This window comes from Streptomyces sp. NPDC041968 (assembly GCF_055589025.1).
The window spans coordinates 429,863-453,034 of the sequence record NZ_JBVJCB010000003.1; the positions used below are offsets into that span (position 1 = coordinate 429,863).

18 protein-coding genes are annotated in these 23,172 nt (G+C 71.0%); 4 read left to right on the forward strand and 14 right to left on the reverse strand.

Annotation, left to right across the window (positions count from 1 at the left end):
- Positions 1 to 23: 23 nt before the first annotated feature.
- Positions 24 to 1,922: a potassium channel family protein gene (locus ACZ6EG_RS10095; protein WP_469603531.1), complete on the reverse strand. Its 1,899-nt coding sequence runs from the start codon at positions 1,920 to 1,922 to the stop codon at positions 24 to 26.
- Positions 1,923 to 2,166: 244 nt separating this feature from the next.
- Here ACZ6EG_RS10095 and ACZ6EG_RS10100 point away from each other — a divergent pair, with 244 nt between their 5' ends.
- Both ACZ6EG_RS10100 and ACZ6EG_RS10105 read left to right on the forward strand, forming a co-directional pair.
- Complete coding sequence (locus ACZ6EG_RS10100) at positions 2,167 to 2,676, forward strand: hypothetical protein (RefSeq protein ID WP_469603205.1); 510 nt, start codon at positions 2,167 to 2,169, stop codon at positions 2,674 to 2,676.
- Between the two features lie 100 nt (positions 2,677 to 2,776).
- Positions 2,777 to 4,354 carry a flotillin family protein gene (locus ACZ6EG_RS10105; RefSeq protein WP_469603208.1) on the forward strand — a complete coding sequence of 526 codons (1,578 nt, stop codon included), beginning with the start codon at positions 2,777 to 2,779 and terminating at the stop codon, positions 4,352 to 4,354.
- A 32-nt stretch (positions 4,355 to 4,386) separates the two neighbouring features.
- On the opposite strand, the gene ACZ6EG_RS10110 is transcribed toward ACZ6EG_RS10105, so the two are convergent.
- The 7 genes from ACZ6EG_RS10110 to ACZ6EG_RS10140 all read right to left on the reverse strand — a co-directional run bounded on the left by ACZ6EG_RS10110 (position 4,387) and on the right by ACZ6EG_RS10140 (position 8,816).
- Positions 4,387 to 5,490, reverse strand: coding sequence for a PucR family transcriptional regulator (locus ACZ6EG_RS10110; protein WP_469603534.1), 1,104 nt, complete (start codon positions 5,488 to 5,490; stop codon positions 4,387 to 4,389).
- A gap of 64 nt (positions 5,491 to 5,554) precedes the next feature.
- Positions 5,555 to 5,848: a zinc-ribbon domain-containing protein gene (locus tag ACZ6EG_RS10115; protein WP_391970766.1), complete on the reverse strand. Its 294-nt coding sequence runs from the start codon at positions 5,846 to 5,848 to the stop codon at positions 5,555 to 5,557.
- 112 nt (positions 5,849 to 5,960) lie between these two features.
- Positions 5,961 to 6,182 (reverse strand): helix-turn-helix domain-containing protein, encoded by a 222-nt coding sequence (locus tag ACZ6EG_RS10120; RefSeq protein WP_391970765.1) that lies wholly within the window; start codon positions 6,180 to 6,182, stop codon positions 5,961 to 5,963.
- Positions 6,182 to 6,679, reverse strand: a complete 498-nt coding sequence (locus ACZ6EG_RS10125) for a DUF2975 domain-containing protein (RefSeq protein ID WP_384690054.1) — start codon at positions 6,677 to 6,679, stop codon at positions 6,182 to 6,184. Before ACZ6EG_RS10125 ends, ACZ6EG_RS10120 begins: the two co-directional genes overlap by 1 nt.
- A 238-nt stretch (positions 6,680 to 6,917) precedes the next feature.
- Positions 6,918 to 7,328, reverse strand: a complete 411-nt coding sequence (locus tag ACZ6EG_RS10130) for an arsenate reductase ArsC (protein ID WP_469603213.1) — start codon at positions 7,326 to 7,328, stop codon at positions 6,918 to 6,920.
- Positions 7,321 to 8,430: an ACR3 family arsenite efflux transporter gene (arsB, locus tag ACZ6EG_RS10135; protein ID WP_469603216.1), complete on the reverse strand. Its 1,110-nt coding sequence runs from the start codon at positions 8,428 to 8,430 to the stop codon at positions 7,321 to 7,323. The genes ACZ6EG_RS10130 and arsB overlap by 8 nt, the downstream gene beginning before the upstream one ends.
- Entirely contained in the window at positions 8,427 to 8,816 is a 390-nt protein-coding gene (locus ACZ6EG_RS10140; RefSeq protein WP_391970761.1) for an ArsR/SmtB family transcription factor, read from the reverse strand. The genes arsB and ACZ6EG_RS10140 overlap by 4 nt, the downstream gene beginning before the upstream one ends.
- Positions 8,817 to 8,914: 98 nt before the next feature.
- Between ACZ6EG_RS10140 and arsM the strand changes: the two genes are divergently transcribed.
- A complete protein-coding gene (gene arsM, locus ACZ6EG_RS10145) occupies positions 8,915 to 9,739 on the forward strand; it encodes an arsenite methyltransferase (RefSeq protein ID WP_391970760.1) in 825 nt (274 codons plus the stop codon).
- Positions 9,740 to 10,155: 416 nt separating this feature from the next.
- Here the strand turns inward: arsM and ACZ6EG_RS10150 are convergent, their stop codons facing one another.
- The 6 genes from ACZ6EG_RS10150 to ACZ6EG_RS10175 all read right to left on the reverse strand — a co-directional run bounded on the left by ACZ6EG_RS10150 (position 10,156) and on the right by ACZ6EG_RS10175 (position 20,652).
- Positions 10,156 to 10,908 (reverse strand): hypothetical protein, encoded by a 753-nt coding sequence (locus tag ACZ6EG_RS10150; RefSeq protein ID WP_469603220.1) that lies wholly within the window; start codon positions 10,906 to 10,908, stop codon positions 10,156 to 10,158.
- Between the two features lie 242 nt (positions 10,909 to 11,150).
- On the reverse strand, positions 11,151 to 12,422 hold the full coding sequence (locus tag ACZ6EG_RS10155; RefSeq protein WP_469603223.1) for a TIGR02679 family protein: 1,272 nt from the start codon (positions 12,420 to 12,422) through the stop codon (positions 11,151 to 11,153).
- Positions 12,419 to 16,657: a TIGR02680 family protein gene (locus ACZ6EG_RS10160; RefSeq protein ID WP_469603225.1), complete on the reverse strand. Its 4,239-nt coding sequence runs from the start codon at positions 16,655 to 16,657 to the stop codon at positions 12,419 to 12,421. The genes ACZ6EG_RS10155 and ACZ6EG_RS10160 overlap by 4 nt, the downstream gene beginning before the upstream one ends.
- Positions 16,654 to 17,979, reverse strand: a complete 1,326-nt coding sequence (locus tag ACZ6EG_RS10165; protein WP_469603228.1) for a TIGR02678 family protein — start codon at positions 17,977 to 17,979, stop codon at positions 16,654 to 16,656. Before ACZ6EG_RS10165 ends, ACZ6EG_RS10160 begins: the two co-directional genes overlap by 4 nt.
- The gene (locus ACZ6EG_RS10170; RefSeq protein ID WP_469603230.1) at positions 17,976 to 19,616 is read right to left on the reverse strand and encodes a TIGR02677 family protein; all 1,641 of its coding nucleotides are present in this window, start codon (positions 19,614 to 19,616) and stop codon (positions 17,976 to 17,978) included. Before ACZ6EG_RS10170 ends, ACZ6EG_RS10165 begins: the two co-directional genes overlap by 4 nt.
- 235 nt (positions 19,617 to 19,851) lie before the next feature.
- Positions 19,852 to 20,652, reverse strand: coding sequence for a hypothetical protein (locus ACZ6EG_RS10175; protein WP_469603233.1), 801 nt, complete (start codon positions 20,650 to 20,652; stop codon positions 19,852 to 19,854).
- A 317-nt stretch (positions 20,653 to 20,969) separates the two neighbouring features.
- Here ACZ6EG_RS10175 and ACZ6EG_RS10180 point away from each other — a divergent pair, with 317 nt between their 5' ends.
- Positions 20,970 to 23,168 (forward strand): N-6 DNA methylase family protein, encoded by a 2,199-nt coding sequence (locus ACZ6EG_RS10180; protein ID WP_469603236.1) that lies wholly within the window; start codon positions 20,970 to 20,972, stop codon positions 23,166 to 23,168.
- The last annotated feature ends 4 nt before the right edge of the window (positions 23,169 to 23,172 follow it).

The following is a 23,172-nucleotide window of genomic DNA, read 5'->3' on the forward strand; positions in this document are numbered from 1 at the left end:
GGGCCGGTGGGTGGTGAGCGCCCCTACCCGTCCGTCCGGCGCCGCGCCCGCCGCCCCAGCAGCTCCGCCAGCCCTCGCCGGGTGGCCGCCAGCACCACCCGGTCCTCACCCCGCAGCACGTACGTGTCGGGCAGCTCCCACACCAACCGGGACTCCCGCACACCCTCGGCCCCGGTGTCGGCGGCATCGGCGTCCCGCGCCTCGTCGGGGACCTCCAGCGCGAGCACCCGCCACGACCCCGCCCGGAAGGCCTCGCCGACCGTCTTCCCCTCCAGTTCCGGATGTCCGGCCACCTCGACGGCCGCGAACAGCAGCACCCGCCGCTCGACGGGGATCGCGCCCAGGATCTGGCGGCCCATCATCGCCCCGGCGAAGGCGGGCGCGGACAGGTGCGTCACACTGCGGCTCCGGGTGAGCGCGCCGGGGTGCGCGGCGCGCAGGGTCCGGTACACGGCGGTCGCGAAGTCGTCGTCGTACAGGCGCAGCACCACCCGCAGTCCGGACCGCACGGAGCGGGCGTACAGCACCGCCTCCAGGTTGGTGGTGTCCACGCTGGTCAGGGCGAGCAGCGAGTGCGCCCGGTGGATCTTGGCGGCTTCCAGGACGCCCTCCTGGGTGACGTCCCCGAGCACGACCGGCACCCGCAGCCGCCGCGCGGTCGCCATGCCGCGCGCCTCGGGATCGGCCTCCACGCACACCACGGGGATGTCCATCTCCCGCAGCCGGGTCAGCACGCGGGTGCCGATCTTGCCGAGACCGAGCAGGACGACGTGCCCGCCGAGCCCGCGCGGCGGCTTGCGCAGCGTCGACGCGTTGCGGAACGTGCCGAGCGCCTCCAGGACGGCCGCCAGCAGCACGGGCAGCAGGAGCAGCCCGACGAAGCCGGAGAGCAGTTGCAGGATCTGGCGCCCGGAGTCCTCCTGGTGGGCGGGCTCGTTGATGGCGAACAGATCCAGCAGCGTCACGTAGGTGGCGTGCAGAGGATGGTCCCCGGTGACCACCATGAGGGCCACGGCGAGGGCCACCACGCAGGCCCCCAGGCCCGCCAGCGACCACCGCAGCCGCCGTGAGAACAGCTCGCCGAACGGCGGCACACCGGCCCGGGCGGCGGGCAGCGGCGGACCGGAGTACGACACCTGCTCCAGGGCGACCGTGCCGCGCCCGGTGGCCGCCTCCACGGCCGCCGCGTCGGGCAGCAGCTGCGGCCCCCCGTCGCTGCCCTCCGAACCGTCCGTACCGGCCGGGTCGTTGCTCGTCGCGGAGAGCAAGGCGAGCGTGCACAGACCGGGGTCGGCCACCTCGCCGGGGCGCGGCGGCTGCCGTTCCACCGCGCGCAGCAGCAGTCCGTCCGTCTCCAGCACCTTGCTGGTGCCGACGAGGGCGGTCGCGGCCAGCGCGGGCGCGGCCGTGTCGGCGTCGGAGAGCACGGTCGTGGAGGTACCGGCACCGTCCAGCCCCGGGTCACGCGCGTCGCCGAGGGCCAGCGCGGTGCTCTGGTCGAGGAGTTCCTCGATGTGCCGGCCGAGCCGCCGGTTGTACAGGCGCAGGACCAGGCGCAGCCGGGGGTTGAGCCGGCGGGCGGTCAGGGCGGCGCGGATGTTGGTCTCGTCGTCGTCGTACACGAGGGCCAGTGCGGCGGCCCGGTCCACGCCGGCCGCCGCGAGCACCTCCTCGGTCGGCTCGGCGGCCTCCAGTTCCGCCGGGCGCCCGCCGTCGTCCGGTTCGGGGCCGCCGCCCGAGCGGTTGACGGCCGCGTTGACCATGCCCAGCAACGCCACGGAGGCCGCGCGGGCCCGCCCTACGACCGGCTGGGAAGCCCGGTGCCCGGAGGGCGGCACGACGAGTGTGACCTGTTCCCGGTAGACGCCGCGCAGTTCGGCGGCGAGGCGGTGCGCCAGCCCGTCGTCGCCGCACACCACCATGTGCGCGTAACCGCCGTTGTGCGGAACCTGGCGCGGAACGCTCCCCGTTCGAGTCCCCATTGGAAAGAGGACGGTACCGGCGCACGGTCCGGTTCCCGGGCGCGGAGGGTTCCTTCCGGCCGCACGGTGACCGGCATAAACGACGCGTAAAGATTGCCGGAACACGGCAATGACGGGCTCCCTGCCCACGTGTGACGATGCGTTTCACCGGAGCTCAGCGACGGGCGGGAGGGGGACGGCACGCATGGCCTGGTTTCTCGGGCTGGGTATCACGGGGGTCGTGCTGCTCGCCCTGTCGCTGATCTTCGACGGACTGCTGGACGGTGCGTTCGACGGAGCGCTGGACGGCGTCCTGGAGGGGTGGCTGTCGCTGCCGGTCGTCGCCGGGTTCCTGGCGATGACCGGCTTCGCCGGCGCCCTCGCCCTCGGTACCGGCTGGACCGGCCAAGCGGGCGCCGCCGGGGCCGGTGCGGTCGCCGGGGCGGGGACCGGATGGCTGACGTACCGCTTCAGCCGCGCGCTGATGCGGGACCAGACCGCCGCCACCCCCCGCACGGACGACCTGATCGGTACGTCCGGAAGGGTGGTGACCGCCATTCCGGCGGGGGGCTTCGGTGAGGTGCTGCTCCGGCTCGCCGGCCAGCCCCTGAAGTGCGCGGCGCGCAGCGCCCAGCCGGTGGCGCGGGGCACCGAGGTGTGGGTCGAGGCGGTACCGACGGGCACGTCGGTCGTCGTCCGCCCGGTCGACCGCTGAGCCCCTCCTTCCCGCTCTCCCGAGCCGGGTGCCTGGTTCCGCTTCTGTCTTCTCTGTTCTCTGTTCTGTTCTCTGTTCTCTGCGATTCGGGGGCGTTGCCATGAGTCCTGTCGTCATCGCGGTGCTGGGAGTCGTCGTACTCGTGGTGCTGCTCGCGCTGGTGGTGGTCAGCCGCTACAAGGTGGCCGGGCCGAGCGAGGCGTTCATCGTCACGGGACGGCGCGGCAAGAAGTCCACCGATCCGGAGACCGGCCGCGTCTTCACCGACAACAGCGGCCAGAAGGTCGTGGTCGGCGGCGGTGTGTTCGTCGTGCCGTTCGTGCAGCAGCGGTTCACGCTCGACCTCTCCTCGCGGCACATCCCGGTCGCCGTGCGCGGCGCGGTGACCCTGCGCGGGGTGAAGGCCAACCTGGAGGGCGTCGCGATCGTCAAGGTCGGCGGCACCGAGGACGCGATCCGTGCCGCCGCGCAGCGGTTCCTGATGCAGCAGGACGGCATCGTCGGCTTCACCCAGGAGGTACTGTCCGGCGCGCTGCGCGCGATCGTCGGCCGGATGTCCGTGGAGGACGTCATCCGGGACCGGGCCGCGTTCGCCGGGCAGGTCGCCGAGGAGGCGGAGGCGAGCCTGTCCGGGCAGGGCCTGGTGCTGGACGCCTTCCAGATCCAGGACATCACCACCGAGGGCTCCTACCTGGAGGACCTCGGCCGCCCCGAGGCGGCCCGCGCCAAGCAGGAGGCCGACATCGCCGAGGCCGTGGCCCGGCGGGCCGCCGAGCAGGCACGGCTGAAGGCGGAGGAGGAGATCGCGGTCGCGCAGCGGACCCTCTACCTCAAGCAGGCCGAGATCAAGGCGGAGACCGACCAGGCGGCGGCCCGCGCCAACGCCTCCGGTCCGCTCGCCGAGGCGGCCCGGCAGCAGGACATCCTCGCCGAGCAGGAGAAGGTCGCCGAGCGGCAGGCGGCGCTGAAGGACCGGCAGCTCGACACCGAGGTCCGCAAGCCCGCCGACGCGCAGCGCTACGCGGCCGAACAGGAGGCGGAGGCCCGCCGGGTGGCGCGGGTCAAGCAGGCGGAGGCCGAGCGGGCGGCGGAGATCGCCGCGGCCCAGGCCGAGGCCGAGCGGGCCCGGCTCACCGGTGAGGGCGAGAAGCAGCGCCGTGGCGCGCTGGCCGAGGCGGAGGCCATCGAAGGCCTCAAGCAGGGTGAGGCCGAGCGGTCCCGGCGCGCGGCGATCGCCGAGGCCGTACGACTGGAGGGCGAGGCGGAGGCCGCCGCGATCGGCGCCAAGGGATCGGCCGAGGCCGAGGCGATGCGGCAGAAGGCCGACGCCTTCGGGCAGTACGGCGAGGCGGCCGTGCTCCAGATGCTGGTCGAGGTGCTGCCGCAGGTGGTGGCCAAGGCGTCCGAGCCCCTCGCGGCCGTGGACAAGATGACGGTGATCTCGACGGACGGCGCCGGCCGGCTGTCGCGCACGGTCGCCGACAACGTGGCGCAGGGCGTGGAACTGCTCAACTCGACCACGGGCGTCGACCTGGCGTCCCTGCTGAGGAACATCACGGCGAAGGACACCACCGGGACGGACACCGCGCACGGACCGGACCGTCCCGAGCACCTCGGCCGCCCGGACCGCTCGGACGGCCCGGACCCGCGCAACGGCAAGGTGGAGATCAGCGGCTGACCTCGGCCGCGCCCCCGCCCGGCACGGCCCGCTCAGATCTCGTGGGCGGGCCAGCCCAGCAGCCGGGCCCCGATGACCGCGGTCTGCAGGGTGTAGCGGTGCACGGGGTCGGCGGGGTTGGCGCCGGTCAGCTGGTGGATGCGGTCCAGCCGGTAGGTGAGGGCCCGCACACTGAGCGCCAGCCGCCGGGCGGCCTCGGCCGAGGTGCAGCCGGCGTCGAAGTAGGCCTCCAGCGTCCGCAGCAGCGGCCCGGCACCACCACGGGCGCCGCGCAACGGACCCAGCACGCTCAGCACCAGGTCGGCCATGGCCTGCCGGTCGCGGGTGAGCACCGGGTAGACCAGCAGGTCGGCGGCGCGCAGCACGGGCTCGTCGAGTTCGAGCCGCTCGGCGAGTTCGAGGGTGCTCAGCGCCTCCTCGTAGCTGTGCACCACGCCGCCCGCGCCGGAGCGGGGTCGCCCGATGGCCACCCGGCTGCCCTCGGCGGCGGCGTACGCCTGCTTGGCGAAGAAGGCGAGGACCTCGTCCTGGTCGCCGGGCGCGATGCAGATCAACTGCCCGTTCTTGGTGGTGATCAGGATGCTCCGGTCGCCGAAACGGGAGATGAGCGCGGTCTCCACGAACCGGGTCACCGGCGCGGTGTCGTCGTACGCCTCCGGACCCTCGGCCACCGCGACGGCGTGGGCGCGGGAGAGGACCAGGCCGAAGCGCACGGCCCGTTCGGCGAGCCGGCCCAGGTCGCTGCGCCCGTAGAGCAGGTCGTCGACGAACTCCCGACGCGCCGCCTCCTCCTGCCGTACGGCGAGGCGCTGGGCGCGCTCGTACCCCTCGGCGAAGGCGTCGACGGCCTGGGCGACGGCCGCGAGCACATTGTCCGTGACCCCGGCCCCGGCCCTGATGCTTGAGCGGGAGCCCGAGCCGGGCCCGTAACCGGAATCAGAACCAGAACCAGAACCGGTCGCGCCGTCGGGCCAGGAGGCGCGCGTGGCGTCCAGATGCAGCCGTACGAGGCTGCGCAGACTGTGCCCCGCCTCCGCGGCCTGCTCCCCGAGGAGCCGGCGCTCCTCCAGCTCGTCGCGGGTCAGCCGGCGCCCCGTGGCCGCGACGCCCGCGAGGATCTCGGCGTAACCCGACATGTACGGCCCCTGCGGCTCCCGCTGCTCCGCCACCCCGTCCCTCCCCACGCCTCCCCCGCCGGTGTCACGGCCTCTGGTACGGCTGCTGCTGCGGCTGCCCGTACGCCTGACCGGCCTGGCCGTTCACGGCCTGCGCCTGGAGGTGCTCGGCCTGTTCCTTGGTCACCCGCTGCTCGGCGCCGCAGAAGGTGCACTGCGTCAGGTACTTCGTGGAGAACGGGAACAGCGGCACGAAGAACAGCGTGAACTTCGAGACGCGCTTCCTGAGCGTGTGCGCGGAGGGGTTGCCGCATCCGCCGCACACCAGCGTCAGTATCGCGAGCTGGTAGAGGTATCCCTTGGTGCCGAAGATGATCACTGAGTGGTCCTTCCCGGGTCGGTGCCCCCGAGCGCGCGGGGCACGCAGATCTTCTCCCAGATTGCGCCCGGACGGGCCCCGGAGGCCACCCGCGACCGACACCGGCCGGGAGTCAGCCCGTGTCCACCCCTCCGGCCTCCCAGCGCAGCAGGTCACCCGGCTGGCATTCGAGCACGTCGCACAGGGCGGCGAGGGTCGTGAAGCGCACCGCCTTGGCGCGTCCGTTCTTCAGCACCGCGAGGTTGGCGGGGGTGATGCCGACGCGCTCCGCGAGGTCGCCCACGGACATCTTGCGCTTCGCCAGCATCACGTCGATGTCGACGACGATCGGCATCAGATCACCTCGGCCAGCTCGGCCCGCATCCGTGCCGCCTCGATGTCCCGCGCGACCGCCTGGGCGAGCAGCATCCGCAGGACGAGCACGACCAGCGCGACGCCCAGGACCGCCACCCCGACCCCGCCCAGCAGGAGGACGATGCCGGGCGCCACGGCCTCACCGGGCGCCAGGAGGACGCCGAGGGTGAAGACCAGGAGCGCGGCCGCGACGAAGGCACCGATCACGACATGGACGTACCGGAAGGCCCCGAGGGAGAACACGGTGCCGCGCCGCACCATGGTCACCAGCCGCCAGACGCAGACGAGCACGGTCTCGGCGGCCAGCGCTCCCAGCACGACGATCACGAAGACCGGCGTGCGCACGTGCGCCAGGGCGGCGTCCGGGTCAGCGCTCCCGGCCACCAGCAGCCAGAGCAGCACCACCTGAACGAACACCGAGCCGGCCAGCAGTGCCCCGATGACACCGCGCAGCGCGAGGACTGTCAGCTGTCCCATCGCCCCTCCTTCAATCGATCCACGATGGAAATCTATCGTTTTTCGATAGCTCTCGCAACGTCCCCGCACCACCTCACACGCGCCGACGGGCGGTGACGCGGCGACGGGCGGTGATGGGCGGTGATGGGCGCCGACGTGGACCGCCTCCCCGACGGCCTGTCCTCCTGGGAGATCCGTGCACCGGCGGACGCGCCAAAGCTGCCGGCCCTCAGGTGCTGTTCCCTACCGAGCTACCGAGCTACCGAGGCGCGATCTCGTTGATCAGGGCCTCCACGCGCTGTCGGATGTCGTCACGGATCGGACGGACGGCCTCGATGCCTTGGCCCGCGGGGTCGTCGAGCTGCCAGTCGAGGTACGTCTTGCCGGGGAAGACCGGGCAGGCATCGCCGCAGCCCATGGTGATGACGTAGTCGGACGCCTGGACGGCCTCAGGGGTGAGCATCTTGGGCGTGGCGTCCGTGAGGTCGATGCCGGCTTCGGCCATGGCTTCGACGGCGGCCGGGTTGACCTGGTCGGCGGGCAGGGACCCGGCGGAGCGGACCTCGACGCGGTCGCCCGCGAGGTGGGTGAGAAACCCGGCGGCCATCTGGGAGCGTCCGGCGTTGTGGACGCAGACGAACAGGACCGAGGGCTTGGAGGCGTCAGACACGGGCGGAGCCTTCCGGTCGGGCGGCCGGTGTGGCTGCCGGAGCTGGGGAGTCGGGGAAGTAGCGGCGGGCGGCGAGTGCCACGTACACCAGGCCGATGAGGACGGGGACCTCGATGAGCGGGCCGACGACTCCGGCCAGGGCCTGGCCGCTGGTCGCGCCGAAGGTGGCGATGGTGACCGCGATGGCCAGCTCGAAGTTGTTGCCCGCGGCCGTGAACGCCAGCGTCGTGGCCCTCGGGTGGTCGAGGCCGACTGCCCTGCCCAGAGCCATGGATCCGGCCCACATCACCGCGAAGTACACCAGCAGCGGCAGTGCGATCCGGGCGACGTCGAGCGGCTGGGAGGTGATGGCGTCGCCCTGGAGCGCGAACAGCACGACGATGGTGAACAGCAGCCCGTACAGGGCGAACGGCCCGATGCGCGGGATCAGTTTCGTCTCGTACCAGGCGCGGCCCTTGGCCTTCTCGCCCAGGCGGCGGGTGAGGAACCCGGCGAGCAGCGGGATGCCGAGGAAGATCAGGACGCTGCGCGCGATCTCCCACACCGACACGTCCAGGGCGGTCTGCTCCAGACCGAGCCAGCCGGGCAGTACGGAGAGGTAGAACCAGCCGAGCAGGCTGAACGCGACCACCTGGAAGACGGAGTTGAGGGCGACCAGGACGGCGGCGGCTTCGCGGTCGCCGCAGGCGAGGTCGTTCCAGATGATGACCATGGCGATGCAGCGGGCGAGCCCGACGATGATCAGGCCGGTGCGGTACGCGGGCAGGTCCGGCAGGAAGAGCCAGGCCAGCGCGAACATCAGCGCCGGGCCCAGGACCCAGTTCAACACCAGCGAGGGGATGAGCAGACGGCGGTCGCGGGTGACGGTGTCGAGCCGGTCGTAGCGGACCTTGGCGAGGACGGGGTACATCATCACGAGCAGGCCGAGGGCGATCGGCAGCGAGACGCCGGTGACGGTGACCTTCGCCAGTGCGTCACCGAGGCGGGGCACGAGGCGTCCGAGGCCCAGACCGGCGGCCATCGCGGCCAGGATCCACACCGCGAGGTAGCGGTCCACGAAGGAGAGCCGCCCGGCGACCGGCGCGGTGGTGCTGTCGCTCACGAGGACACCTCGGTGGACGTGACCGCCGGCCGGCCGGGGCGGGTGAGGATGCCGGCGAGTTGGTCGGTCGTCTCCGGCAGGAGCCAGTAGTAGACCCAGGTGCCGCGTCGCTCGCAGTCGATGAGCCCGGCCTGCCGCAGGAGCTTGAGGTGGTGGGAGATCGTCGGTTGCGACAGGTCGAACGCCGGGGTGAGGTCGCAGACGCAGATCTCGCCGCCCTCACGCGAGGCGATCATCGACAGCAGGCGGAGCCGGACGGGATCACCGAGCGCCTTGAAGACCTTGGCCAGCTCGACGGCCCGGCCCTCGTCGAGGGGTGCGGTCAGCAGGGTGGGGCAGCAGCCGCTCTCGTCCTGGCCGAGCACGACCAGCTCTTGTTTCGACATGCCTCTATGTTGACGAACTTCGATCCAAGGCGCAAGCTTGCATCGAGGAACTTCGAATCAGCCCGTCCGACGCTCGTCTCTCTCCCAAGGGGTATGCCATGAGTGATCACTCCACTGACCTGCGCGAAACCGTCCGCGAGCGCTATGCCGCCGCCGCCGTCCAGGTCACCGAGGGCGGCACCGCCTGTTGCGGCCCGCAGGCCGTCGAGATCGACGACAACTTCGGCTCGACCCTGTACGCGGCCGACGAACGCGACGCCCTGCCCGCCGAGGCCGTCGCCGCCTCCCTCGGCTGCGGCAACCCCACCGCCGTCGCCGACCTCCACGAGGGCGAGCGGGTACTGGACCTCGGCTCGGGCGGCGGCATCGACGTCCTGCTCTCCGCCCGGAGGGTCGGTGCGACCGGCAAGGCGTACGGCTTGGACATGACCGAGGAGATGCTCGCGCTCGCGCTGGCCAACCAGAGGAAGGCGGGCGCCCGCAACGTCGAGTTCCTCAAGGGCACCATCGAGGCGATCCCACTGCCCGCCGGCACGATCGACGTCGTGATCTCCAACTGCGTGATCAACCTGTCCGTCGACAAGCCCGCGGTCTTCGCCGAGATGTTCCGCGTCCTGGCCCCCGGCGGCCGCATCGGCATCTCCGACGTCGTCGCCGATGACGAACTCGCCCCGGCCCAGCGGGCGGAGCGGGGCGACTACGTGGGCTGCATCGCGGGAGCCCTCTCCTTCGCCGAGTACCGCGAGGGCCTGAGGGCGGCCGGCTTCACGGGCATCGAACTCACCCCGACCCACGCCGTCGCCGACGGCATGCACTCGGCCATCGTCCGAGCCGTCAAGCCTGCCCAAGCACCGAGTGCTGCCACCCAGAAGCCCTCCAGCGAGGGCAAGACCGGCTCCTGCTGCGGTGCGAGCGGTCGCTGAATCGAGCACCGCGAGGACCGCTGATACGTGCGCTCCACACAAACGATCCCCAGAAACCCGTCAGGGGCCCGACCCGCTGCGCGGATCAGGCCCCTGAACTGGTGTTTCACTGTCGGGGTGGCGGGATTTGAACCCACGACCTCTTCGTCCCGAATGAGGTTCGGTTGGTGAGCCTGCCAGCCTCGCTCGCGTTTCCGCAGGTCGGAGGGGTGGGCTCGGTTGGTGTCGCGGGGCCCGGAAGGGGTTCGGGGAGCGGGTTGGCTCCCAGATGGCTCCCACGAAGAGGATGCTCTGTCACTCTGTCGGAACTGCAGCAGTTGGCGGCCAGCGTCTCGTCCTTTTTACGTCCACCCGCGCCCCCGGACACGCCTCCTGATCACGTACGCGGCCGTCGACGCGCCGCCTGCCTGATCTCATCAGGACTCGCTACTCAGCTCTTCCTGGATCTCGGTGATGCGACGCTGGGTCGCCGCCGCGTTCTTCTGCTGACGGGCCAGCTTCGCCTCGGCAGCCGCCAGCTCTTGGGCGAGCCGCTCCCTATCAGCTTCCGCACGGTCATGGACGGTCCCGTCATCTTGGTATGCCGGCCCTACCCGCTCACTGCTCACCACTCCGCGGCGCTCTCCGCATTCTGGGCAGTCGACGACGCGGGCGGAAACGTAGCTGCTTTCGCGATGCTGGATGTGCGGCACCACGTGGTCGCAGCGGAGGGTGAGGTTCCACGTGTCGAGATCTTTCTTACGCTCTTCCTGCGAGGGCCAGGAAGCGAACAGTCTGGCGAGGTTCTTCATCTGCTTCGGCCCCATAGGGGGCGGTGGGCAGCAGAAACAGCAATGTGTCACCCGAGAACCACTGATGCTCCACCGAGCATCCCGGCAGTCGGCGTGCCGGTCGCGGAACTTCCGGTCGGCTTCCTCATACTCGCGCTTCTCTGAATCGGACAACTTCATGAGCGGCGGCCAGCTCCCCAGCCCGTCCTGCATGGGCTCTCCGCAACCCCGACATGGCTCACCGGCCACATACTCCGCCCAGCTGAGGCGTGTACCCTCTCGCTTCCATCGCTCATCCCGCTCGCGACGCCGCTGCTCATCCGCTTCGGCATCGAGCGCCGATCGCAGAGCACGCTTGGCGGCTCGCTGTCGACGCTGTTCCTCTGTCAGCTTGGCCATACCTCCGCCTTCCGCTGCGCCGTGTTCTCGTGCACATCCGCGGGGGCCATGTTGGCGTGACCGTCCTTGGTATCGCTTGCGCGTGCGCTGGATGACGACATGTGACCGGACTGGGTACGCAAGTGATTCTTACCTGTCTGCGGTCGTCTGCCACTTGGTGGGTTTCCGTGCTGTGGCTCAGGGCGGCATGCTGCCGAGCTCACAAGCGTGCTCTGGTGGGAGTTGGCGCGGCGGCGACGTCTCTATGCCTGGCGCGACAGGTCGTCCACCAAGAGATCGAGTGTGACCTCCTCGTGGAGCGCGACGCCGAGGGCGGTCATGGCAGGAGCGAGACCTGCGTCCCAGGCCGCGCTGACGGGCTGGCCGTCGAGCGGCAGCTGAGGGATTCCCTCGGCCTGGCTCCGAGCGGCCAGGTGCTCGTAGTCCTCGGCGCCCATGCGCCATGGCTGGGCTCCATAACGGCGGATGATCCGGTTCGCCAGAGCGATGCCCGGCCAGTCGAAGTCGCCGTGGTACGCGAAACGGCAGCCGGTGGTGGCGAGAGCGTCGAGGAGCGTGAGGACCACGGTGGCGGCGCTGCCGGACGTGCACACCAAGGGCCGGACGCAGGCAGCGTCCGCCGCAGCTTCCACCACGCGCGGATTCTCACAGATGTGGACCACTTCTCCGGCAGGTAGTCGCAGCTGGAGGTCGTGAAGATCGCGCGACGTGAGGTGGGCTTCGGCGTGATGGTCGGTCCGCTCCCGCAGGACCTGCTCCCGCCATCCCCCACCTACGGGCCGCAGCCCGTAAGTCAGCACTGTGCTGGAGACCTCGTCCGGTGTGACGGACACCAGCCGCCACAGTGCGCGCCGGCCGGCTGCGTCGCCGGGGAACTCGGTGCCGTGGGCGAGGGCGATGCCGCGTTGGACGAGGCGCGCGAGCCAGGTGCCGTCGTCCAGACCGTGCGCGGACCCGGTCGCCAGGGCGGCGAGTTCTCCTCGGCCTCGTGTGCCGCCCCGCTCCGCGCCGAGCAGTGCGCTGAGGACCCGCACAGCCTGCTGAAGCGTGCGTACCGCGGTGTCGGGTGTCACTCCTCTCGGGACGCCGGTCCGGCGGAGCAGGTCGTACCACTGGCCAGTCCACTCCTGGCCGGCGAGCGGAGAGGCGTCCAGCGCCGAGGCGAGCGACGACCAGACGTGCTCGCGCCGTGCCGCGATACCCGCGCGGACGGCACGGCGGTCGGTGAGCGGAGGGCCGAGTTCCTCCAAGACGTTCCTGAGCCCGAGTCCGGCTGCGGAGGCGCGCAGCCGCGTGTCGAGCGCATCGAGGTGCACAGTTACGGCAGCACCCGTGACGGGCTTGCCCAGAAGGAGCGACAGGTCGTTGCGTTCCTGGGTGCTCACCGAGGTCAGCCGGAGGGAACCGGTGGCCTGCACGCCATTGCTTTCCAGGCGCTTGCGTACCGCTTCCCAGAGCCTGGTCAACCCAGGACCGGCCAGCCAGTCCCGTGTCGCCGCGGGCAGCTTGCTCATACGGACACCAGGCGCCGGTGCCGGCCGTTCCAGGTGTAGTGCAGGGTGGCAACCCCGCGCACATGGGGATCGCGTAGGCACTCGTAGATGTGCAGGGACGGCACCTCCGGCCAGTTGCCCATGAGCCGTTCACTGGTGAGGACGAAGTCGAGGTCGAGGTCGACGAGGATGCGTCCCAGCCGTCCGTGGGTGGGTTCATCGACCTTGGCGAAGGCGTCGTCGAGCAGGATCAGCCGCGGGGCGTGGGGTGCCGACTCGGCGAGGCTGGTGAAGTGTGCGGCGGCCGCGGCGAAGAGCACGAGATAGGAGAGCACTCGCTGCTCGCCCTGGCTGAGCCCGGTGCGGCCGGTCAGTTTCCGGCGCCGTCCCGGAGCGGCGTCCTCGACCACGAAGGTGTGGAAGCGGAACCAATCACGGTAATCGAGAGCGGTCCGCAGGTGGGCGGCGTAGCCGGCTGAGGGGTCGGCCCGTCGGGCATCCTCGATCCGGCGTTGCAGCACCTCGCGGGGCTGCTCGGTCTGCTCACGCGTGCGCAGGCTCGACGGACTGCGCAGCAGGTCCACGGCCGCCCGCACGTCCGCGTCGACGTCCTCGTTCAGCTTCCACAACAGCTCCACGCCGAGGCCGTGGGAGGTGCGCACGGTCCGCAGGGTGTCGTTCAGAGCCGCGACCAGGTTCGCCGCGGTGATGACCTGGGCCGAGAGGTGGTCGCCGAGTTCGCCGGTCAGGAACCGTTGGAACACCTCACGTTCGCGCTCGGTGAGTCGTCCCCGGGCCTCTGCCGCCTGGACGGCGATCCGCTCGCCCACGGCCGCGACGTCGTGGGAGCCGTGGTCGTCGATCAGGCGGCATACCTTGATCCCGTCGCGTTCCTCCAGTTGTGCGTCGTAACCGCCGGCCAGCTGGTCGCGCAGGTCGGTGTGCCGGTTGAGCAGGGTGCTGTCCGACACCTCGCCTTTCGGGCGGCCGAGGGCCTGCTGTACCGCGTCGGCCAGCGCCTGTAGCGCGCGCAGACGGCTGCGGACGTCCGAGCCGGGATCGTCCACCACGTCCTCGGGCAGTGCAGACCGGTCCAGCCCGGCGCCGCGCACCACCTCCGGTCGGCCGAGTGCGCTGCGAAGGGCCCCGCCGGTTGCGATGACCGCCGTCTCCTGGGCGGTCAGGTCCTCGCGCAGGCGCTTTTCCTCCTCTTCCGCGCGCACGCGCCGGTCGTGCAGATCGTTCCGGATACGTTGTGCTGCCGGGACGGCCTGGGCGGCGTGCGCGATGCGCTTTTTGGTTTCCTGCTCGCGGGTGAGGATCTCTTCTTCGGTCGCCCCGATGGCCTCCTCGCGGGTGCGCAGGTCCTGTTGCGCGGTACGCAGCCCGGTGAGGCGAAGCCGGTAGTTCTCCTCCGCGGCCAGGCGTTCTCTACGGGCGCGTTCGTATCGCTCGGCATCGGCGAGATGGGTGCCGAGCCGCTCGCCCGTGCTGTCGATCGCTCGGCGAAGATGCCCGATGCCGGTGAGAAGCGCGGCCAGCGCGGTGCGTACGCGTTCCAGCTCGGCGGGGTCGCTGGGCAGGTCGTGGGCGGTGGCGGTGGCGTCTGCCTCGGCGCGGGCGGCTACGGCGATGGCGCGGGCTTCCTCGGCCAGCCGTGCCGCGCGGGTGGCCTTGGCGGTCAGGTCCCGCAGTCTCCTCTCGTCCGACTCGGCTCTGCTCCAGGCGTCGGCGAGACCGCGTGCCTGGCGGAAGTCCTGCTCCGCGAGTCTGAGGGCCCGGCGCCGGGCGTCGGCCTCGTTGAGTTCGTGACGGGCGTCGGCCAGCCGCTGCTGCGTCTGCGTGAGCCGCTGTTCCAGCTCGGCCAGGATGCGCCGTCGGGTCTCGGCGCGCACGGCGGCTCCCACGTACTCGGCGTCACTTTTGTGGTGCCGGCCGCTGAGGATGCCCAGACGCCAGCTTCCGTCATAGTGCACCGCGTCATGAGCGGTCGTTTCCTCGGCCGATGCGAGCGTGATGGCGGCCAGCAGGCGCTCCACCTGCTCGGACGTGACTCCACACCCCGGTTGCGGCGCTGGGCGCAAGGCCGAGGCGAGGGTCGGCCCGGCCGGCAGGGCGGGGCCGGGACGCAGCAGAGTGTCACGAGTGCCGGGGTCGAAAAGGGCGCCGTCTGCGCCGACCCACGCGTCCAGGATTCCGCTGGCTTCCAGCGCTGCTTCCAGACCGGCTCGACGCGCGGGGCTCAGATCATCCGTGAAGTCCACCAGCCGGTAGAACGGCGCCCCGGTGCCCGGTGTCCTTTCGGCGACGCGGTGGTGGGGGACCGGCGGTTCGGGATCTGTACGTCGCTCCCAGTCACGCTTCTGACTTGCCAGGCGGCCGAGTTCCTCGTCGAGTCGGCCGACGGTGAGTGCGAGGGCGTCGCGGCGTCTGGTGAGTTCCTCGCTGTACGGCTCCAGTGCGGCATGGGCGGCCCGCCACGCCTGGCTGTCGGTGTCGGGTGGGAGCGTGCGGTCCGCGAACGGGGCGTCGGCGGAGCTCTCGAAGGCGACCACTACGTGGACGGCATCCAGCGGCGGGCAGTCGGACCCGACGGCGGCCCGCGTGCGGGTGACCCATTCGGTGACCTGGCGGGCATAGGCGTCGCTCTCCTCGGCGACCTTCTCGCGGCCGGCGTCGAGACGGCCGGCGGCGTCTTCCGCCTCCCCCTCCAGCCATTCCCGCTCGGTGTCGGCCTGCTCCGCCCGGCTTCGGGCCTTCTCGGCCTGCGCGGTGAGACGCGTCACCTCCTGGACCATCCGGGTCCGGTTCTTCACGACCGTCTCGGCGTCCTCCAGCTGCCCCTGCCAGGACCGCAGTTCGTCCTGCACCGCCACCGTGTCCACACGGACGGCCGACCGGTGCTGCACGATGTGCGTCTCCCCGTCCGGAGCGGTCAGCTCCGTCTCGCCGGGCTGGGAGCGAACGGTGCGGGGCAGGGCGACTGCCTCGCCGAGATGGCCGGTGGTAAGTCCGGCCTTCTCCGCCTGCGTCAGCAGTTCCCGGTGCTCAGTGCCCAGTTCGGCGAGCCGGCTCCCGAGGTGGTCGACACCGTCGGCCAGGCGCTCGGCCGCGCCGTCCTCTGCGCCGTGTGCGTTGCTGACGGCGGTGAAGGCGGCCACGGCGGCGGTGTGCAGCGCCTCGACCGTGCTTCGGCGTTCCGACAGTTCGCGCAGGCTGCGGTAGGCGTGGCTGGCGTGCAGGGCGGCGAGGTCGGTCCGGGCGGCGTCTTCCTCTTCGCGCAGGGTTTCCAGTCGGGCTTCTGACTCCTCCTCCTGCGTCCTCAGCTCGCTGGTCCGCTGTGCGGCGTCTCCGGTCGCCCGGCGTCGCTGCGCGAGGATCTCCAGTTCCCGGCTCACCGCCTGCGCGGAGGTGCGCAGGACACCGGACAGGTAACCGCGGTAACTGGTGAGGAAGGTGCGCAGCGCCGTATCCGTGCGCTCCAGTCGGCCGAGCTCGTCACGTACGGCGTCGAGGTCGTGGAGGTTGCGCGCGACCTTCTCGACCACGTCCTCGTCGAGTCCCGGCAAGGTCTCGCTCAGCAGGGAGGCCAGTCCACCGTGCTCGATCCGGTCCCCGACCGTGGGCCGCCGCAGCCGGTGGAGGAGCTGGGTCAGGTTGCGGTAGCGGGTCGCGTCGGTGATGCCGAACAGTTCCCGGGCCACCCGCGAGCGGTGGGCGACCGCGCGGTCGGTGACGTTGTCGGCGCCGACGATCTCCTTGAGCCGGTCGACCGGCAGGGGCCTTCCGCCCTCGACCAGGTGCAGGTCCTCACCGACGCGCAGCGGAGTGACGAAGAATGTCGGCAGCGCCTTCTGCGTCGACTTCGAGGCGCGGATGGCGGCGCCGAGTGTGACGTGGCGGTGGTCGCCGCCGTCGGTCGTGCCCCGGAACTCCACCCACAGGTAGCCGAGACGGTTGGTCTGCTCGAACCCGTCCAGCATCAGCCAGGCGAGAGTGGTCCGGCCGGTGCCCGTCGCGTCCAGTGCCCGTGAGTCGCCGTCCAGCAGATACGGGAGGAGCATTTCCAGGGCCTTGGACTTGCCCGCGCCGTTCTTGCCGCGCAGGAGCAGCCGTCCGTCGCCGAAGGCGAACTCCTGCTCGTCGTACTGCCAGACGTTCTGGATGCCCGCGCGGTGCAGCCGGAAGCGGGTGCCGGCGGTCGTGGCGGGGCCGGAACGCGGCAGTGGGACGAGGCCACGCGCATCGGTGGTCACAGCGGCAACTCCTCCTGAACGTCGGTGCCCTTGCCGGCTGCGGTGGCCGGGCGCATGGTCACGTGGGTGGCATAGCGTGCCGCCGCGGCCAGCAGCACCCAGCTGTCACTGCCAGGACGCGCTCCGCGAACATCTGTCACGGTGCGCCCCTCCGGTGCCTCTTCGGCGTACCCGTCCGGCAGCCCATCTCCCTCAGCACGCAGCCGGCCGGTCCGGGCCATCAGCCGCATGCGGTTCAGCAGGTCCAGCACGGCCTCCTGCAGGGCGGGGATGTCCTCCAGGTAACCGCGCTGCCAGTTGCTGCGCTGCCCGTACTCGGCGACCAGTTCGGCCAGCAACTCGTTCACGAGGCCGTCCGGGACAGCCACGCCGATGACGAGCGTCCCTCCAGTCGCCGGGTGCCCCGGCTCCTGTGGGCGAAGCCGCTCCACGAGCCGTTCCACCAGCAGCAGTGTGGCCTGTGCGACCGTCCCGGTGCCCGGCAGGTGCAGATCCGTCAGCTCGTCCTCGGGGTCCACCAGCGCCACGCCCTCGGCGCGGATCTCCATTTCCAGGCCCAGGAGTTCGGAGAACGCCTGCGCTTCCCGGCGCTGCCGGGTGCGCAACCAGTCGCGTTCGGCGTCGGTCAGCTCGTCGAGGTAGACGACGGGTGTCTCGACGAGCATCCGGCGCACATAGGTGCGAGGTCCGCCGAATCCCGGGTCCGCTGCCCGCCGGACCAGGTCGGAGCCGTCACGGGCCTGGGCGAGCGGGCCGGCGACGACGACGCGGGCCAGCTCGCGGTCCACTGTGATCAGGGCCTCTCCGCCCGCATCGTGTGCGATAGCGGTCACATGGCCCTCGGTCTCGATGAGGACGCCCCACTCGACCAGCAGGCGCAGAGCCGCTACCAAGGTCCGTTTCCCGGCCGCCCTACCTGTCTCCTCCAGCTCGATCTCGGCGTCGGCTGCGGCGGCCCTGATGTCGGCCACCAGCTGTGACAGCAGCAGTTGTTCGGGTGCGGTCACCAGTACGGAGAGGGCCAGCGCGAGACAGGCGTAGGTGTGCGGGGTGAAGGGGGTGCCGGTGGCGCGCTCCAGCCGGCGGCCCGCGCCTGCTCCCAGTCCCGCTTTGAAGAGCCGGGCGTATGAGCTGTCGACCAGCAGGCGGTAGCCGAGCACTTGCTGGAACCGCTTGCCCAGCCAGTCGGCATGCCTGCGGATCAGCGGGAAGAGGTCGGCGTGCGGGCCGTCCGAGGTGACCAGCGGATGGGCGAGCAGCAGCCGGGCGGCGCTGCGGCGCTCGGCGGCCAGGGCGACGTCGTGTGTCGAGGGGAGGGTCATGACACGCTCACCTCCGCATCGCCGTCGGCCACGTCGGAGGAGGTACGGCCGACGTCCAGCTCAAGGTCTTCCAGTAGCAGGTCGCCGTCGACCGAGTGCAAGACGCACCGGGCGCCCGCCGTGCGTCGCACGGTGAGCCGGATGCCCAGCTCGGCGTCCTCGCTGTGCGCCTGGTCGAGATCGAATTCCCTCACGCCCTCCCCGTCCGTGTCGGCGCGACGCCTCAGCTGCGCGTTCCCGAGTGCGGTGGCCAGCAGCTCCAGGAGCAGACCGAGCGCTGCCGAGGTGAGGCGCACCTCGGCGAATCGGCCCGAGGCGCTGCGCAGTTCGTCCGCCGCCGCTGCCCTGGCCGCCGCCCGCTCACGGGCGGCCTCCCGCAGGCGCCGCTTCTGCGCTGAGTGGTCCTCCACCGCGGACGTCCGGTCTCGCTGGGCGCGGCTGCCCCGTTCCCGCAGGGCCACCGGCACCTCGACCACCGGCCCGGTCCACCAGCTCGTGTAGGCGGGCACCACCTCGTCGGTGGCCGGGGGTATGCCCAGATGACGGGCACCGTACAGCCCGAAGGCGGCGATGGCGATGTCATGCGCGTCCTGCGGCGCCGCTTCCTCGAACCACCGGGCCAGCCGCAGCAGGTCCTTGCGCCGGGACATCTCCCCGGTGGCCGACCGCAGCATCCGCTTGGCGTTGGCGAGCAGCGACTGCAATGCGCGCAGGGTGGCGTCCCGCAGTTGATCGACCTGGCTGCCCTGTCCTTCTGTGTCGCTGAACCAGCCGCGCAGGCCCTCCCAGTCCGCGAGCTCGCGCCCACGGCTGCGCTGCACTCGTGTCTCCATGCGACCGTCACCCTGCGGTGACAGCCCGGTGAGGCCCTGTGCGTGGGCGTCCAGCCGGGCGAGCAGACCCGGAACGTGCGGCCACAGCCTGTCCAGCGCCGCCGAGATCCGCGGTGCACGAAACGCCACGTCCTCCGTGATCGCCTCGACGTAGTCGAGGAGCAGCTCCTTGAAGCCCTGGTACTCGGCGCTGTTCAGGTCGTACCGGGCCAGCACCTGACCGAGGTAGGCGTAGAAGTCCCGGATGGAGTCAGCGAACTCGGAGAACTGCACGAACAGCGTGCTGACCCGCTCCAGCCCGTCCTGCGGTTCGATGCCGCCGGGCGCGGTAACGAGCTCAGCCAGCTCCCGCAGCCCCCGCTCGACCAGGGCGAGCAGCTCGTTGCTCACCTCGCGGGCGGCGTCCGCCTCGGCCAGGACCCCGTCGGCGTCCCGCTGGATGCGCTCGCCCAGCTTCGACAGCTGGTAGCGCGCGCGGGACCGCTGGTACTCGCTGATGCTGGACGCCTTCACCGTGTGACTGCTGCGCAGCAGGTTGCCCCACTTCACCAGCTGTTCCAGCCGGACGGTGAGGGTGTCGGCGTCGAGCCCGGCAGCAGAGCCGCCGGCGCCGCGCAGCTTTGCAAGAACGTCCGGGACGGCCAGGTCCGCCAGCAGGGTCCCGCAGAAGACCCGCATGATCGCGAGGTGCTCCAGCCGCTCGGGCGCGCTGAGGTAGGTGTACGCGTCCAGCCGCCGGCGCGCTTCGTTCTGGACATCCTGCGTTGCGGCGTTTTGCGCTGCGCCGGGTGCGGGTGCCTCCATGCCTGCGAGGTTACGCGGCGCATCCGGCCGCCGCCGGTGGGTGGCCGAAAATGCCACGGACACCGTCAGGCAACGGCTCGGCTCCCGCTCACGAACCGGATTCGGCTACTCCCGTCGGCGACCGGCCATGTCAGGCACTGTGGGTCGCGGTCTGGGGCTGGGGGAGGCCCCCGGCGCTGAGCTGGCCTGGCCCGGTCTCCAGAGGTTGGGGGGAGCCACACGCATCCTGCGCTGATCACTCAGCCTTGGGCGCCCTCAACCATGTCTCGAAGCCGCTCAGGTACTCGCCCATGGCACCGAGAGACATCGGCGACGACTCGTACTGTGCTGAGAGGTTGACCTCGTACAGCTTGTAGGCGGGCTCAGTCTCGCGTGCCGCAGCCCACGCAGCCGACAGTGCTCGGACAGCGCGCTCGCGGTCGCCGGCTTCCACTGCCTCGACGAGATCGGGCCACAGCGTCTCACCGATGTAGTCGACGAGCTCCTCAATATGGGCAGCCGCCCGGCGGGCACGGTCCATGATCGCTTCCCGCTCAGCATCGGCGCGATGCTCGGCCCGGTGGGACTCTCGTTCGTTCGGATCCTCCCAGGTGTCGTCGCCCCAGATCTCCTCCCAGCGCTGATCCGCTCGTGCCAGGGCGGCCTTGAACTCCCGGTCCAGGTCCTCCTGCGTGAGGCGGGGATGCTCACCGGCGTCACTGTTCTCGAACGCCGACAGTGGCAGAGTGAGATCAGGAACGGCTTCGTCGTCGCGCAGTGCGGTGAGCAGGCAGACGGTATCGATCGCGGGAAGGACGCCCGCCGGGTTCACCAGTCCTCGCAGGGATGCGGCGGATTGCTCGACGGCCATGTAGTCGTACTCGGCGATCTGGTTGTCGAGATCGCCGTGGAGATCGAGGATGGCGCCGCCAATCGTCTCAATCTCATCCATGCGTGCCGCGATCTCCATGTCAGAACGCTCGACGATCTTTCGCAGCTCGCGGACGTCCTCGACCTGCTCTTCAAGCCGCGCCACCGCGTTGGCCAACTCACCCATTACGTGCCCCCTGTCTCGGCAGTCACCGCGTATCCCCGGGAGGCACCCTAATGACGAAGGCGGTCATGCCCTCGTCATTTGGCCATGTGGTCAGGTGCCTCCTCGGCTCCGGCGCATGATTCTCTCTCCACGGGTGGTCCTGTGAGCTGCGTGTTGTCGATAACCCGGCTTATCAGGAACCCGGTGCCTGCGGACTGGCAACCGTCGTATCGTTCTGTGGCATCGGGCGAGGCGCGACGAGCTTCGGCGCGCCAAGGGGCCCGACCTGACGACTGGGACTGCCGCGCTTACTGGAGCGGGAAGGGGGAGTGCTCCTGATGACCACTGGTCCGCTCAACGTGAGCCTAGGCACTCACGAACCTCTGCTGGTGTCCCTGTCCGATATCGCCGCTTTCGCTCGCGTGAAGCGTCCCGTGGTCTCCACCTGGCGTCGCCGACACCCGGATTTCCCCGCCGCCGTGTCCGAGGACTCAGGACGGCCGCTGTTCGACGGCGCCGAGGTGGCCGAGTGGTTGATCGAGTCTGGGTTGGGCAACGCCGCGGCGGCGGAGCTCCGCCCCGAGGTGGCTCTGTTCGGCATCATGGCGCTGCGAGAGCGGTTCACGCCATGGCAGCTGGTCGAGACGCTGGGAAGTCTGCTGTGCCTGCGCCGGCTCGACGGCAGGCCGCTGACCGACGCCGCGATCGAACCGCAGGGCGGCACGGAAGCGGACGACGCTCTCTGGTCCGCTCTGCTGCGCCGCGCCGAGCGGATCGATGTGGAGGATGACTTCGTCCTCCGGGAGCTGCGCGCCCTGGACGCCACCGCGGCCCCGCTCGCGCGCCTCGCCGAGGACCTTGTCGAGGCCGCCTACGACGAGCGGGGCGCATATGAGTGGCTGCTTGCAGCCCGCTCCCGGCTCGGTCTGGACTCCCTCGCCGCCGACGCAGTAGCCCCCGAACTGCGCCGCCTGATCAGCCAGCTCACCGACCTTCGCCTCCGGCTGGAGCAAGGCGAATCTCTCACCGTCGCCGACCCACATGCGCGCGCTGGCGATCTGCTCGCTGCGCTCCTTGACGACACGGAGGACCGCGAGCACATCACCATCCTTGCCGCTGACCCTGACGCACGGCTGGCCCGCATCACTCGCCGCCGCCTTCTTCTCGCCGGAGTCGGCGAACTTGACCTCGACGTCCAAACTGGCCCGGACCTGGAGGAACGTCTCGCAGACCCGGATCTCGTAATCACCCAGCTCCCCTACCGACCCGGTGAAAACCGCTCCGTGTTCGCCGCCCTGGCAGAGGTCGAGCAAGTCGCCGACCTCCTCCGCCCTGGCTGCACCGCCGTTGTCCTGGGACCGGCCGACGCGCTTGTGGACGAGCTCAAGGACACCGAGGCGTCCCAGCTCCGCTCGGCCCTCCTGCGCGGCAACGTCATCGAGTCCGTCATTGCGCTCCCTGGCGGCGTCCTGCCCTTCCGCCCCGGCTACCGTCCCGCCCTGTGGACGCTCACCCGCGGCCCCGTCCCAGAGGCAGAGGGCAAGGTCTTACTGGCCGACATCAGCTCCGAGCAGCTCACGGCAGGTGTGCGCACGCGACTCGCCGAGGACGTTCTCCTCTGGCGGGCAGAGGGTTTCCGGGAACTCGGCGGCCACGATCCGGCCTACGGCCGTGCGGTTCCCGTCGCTGCCCTGGAGCGAACCTTCGGCGGTCCGCTGACTCCGCCGGCGCCGCCCGCTGCCGCGATCTGGTCCGACAAAGTCAAGGAGCGCCCGGCCTTGATCGCCGAAGCCGAAGCGCGCCTGGAGCGTGCGACGGCCGACATCCGCACGTACGAGAACGAGCGGGGCCCCTACCGGGGTGGCGTACTGCGCCGCGTGGGGCTACTGCCCCGGCGTACCACCCTCGGCAAGTTGATCGCCGAAAGCAGGGTGACCCGGCTACCCGGCCACCGCATCGATGATCGGCACCTCACTGGCAAGGCTGATGGTCACCACGCCATACTCGGCCCTGAGGAGATCGTCGGTGAGCGGCCCGTCGGCGTGCGTCGCATCGACCGGCTGGTTCTGGCCAGCGAGTATGACCGAGTGGCACTCACCGAGCCGGGCGACGTGGTCTACACCCTTACCCCTCGCCTCGGTCTGTACGTCGACCATGACGGCTTCTCGGTGGTCGCCTTCCCGGCACGCATCCTCCGCGTCGAGCCCGAGGCCGCCCGGCCGCTGACCCCGCGCGTCCTGGCTGCTCTGCTGGGCGCGGCCCGGGGCACCGCCCGCAGCCCCGGCGCGGTACGCCCCGCTCGTCGGATCGAGGACTACCAGCTCCCTGACCTCGATCCGGCCGAGGTAGTGATCTTTGATGCTTTGCTGGCCGAGACCGAACACCGGGAACGCCTGCTGCGTGCACAGGCCGATGCTCTCGCCGAGGCCCGCAGCCTGACGATCGCCGGCCTGGCGGACGGCACGCTGACCCTCGCCGATCCGACGGCGCTACCCGCCACCGTCCATAGCCCATTCACCGACCGGAACCGGAAGTAGGAAC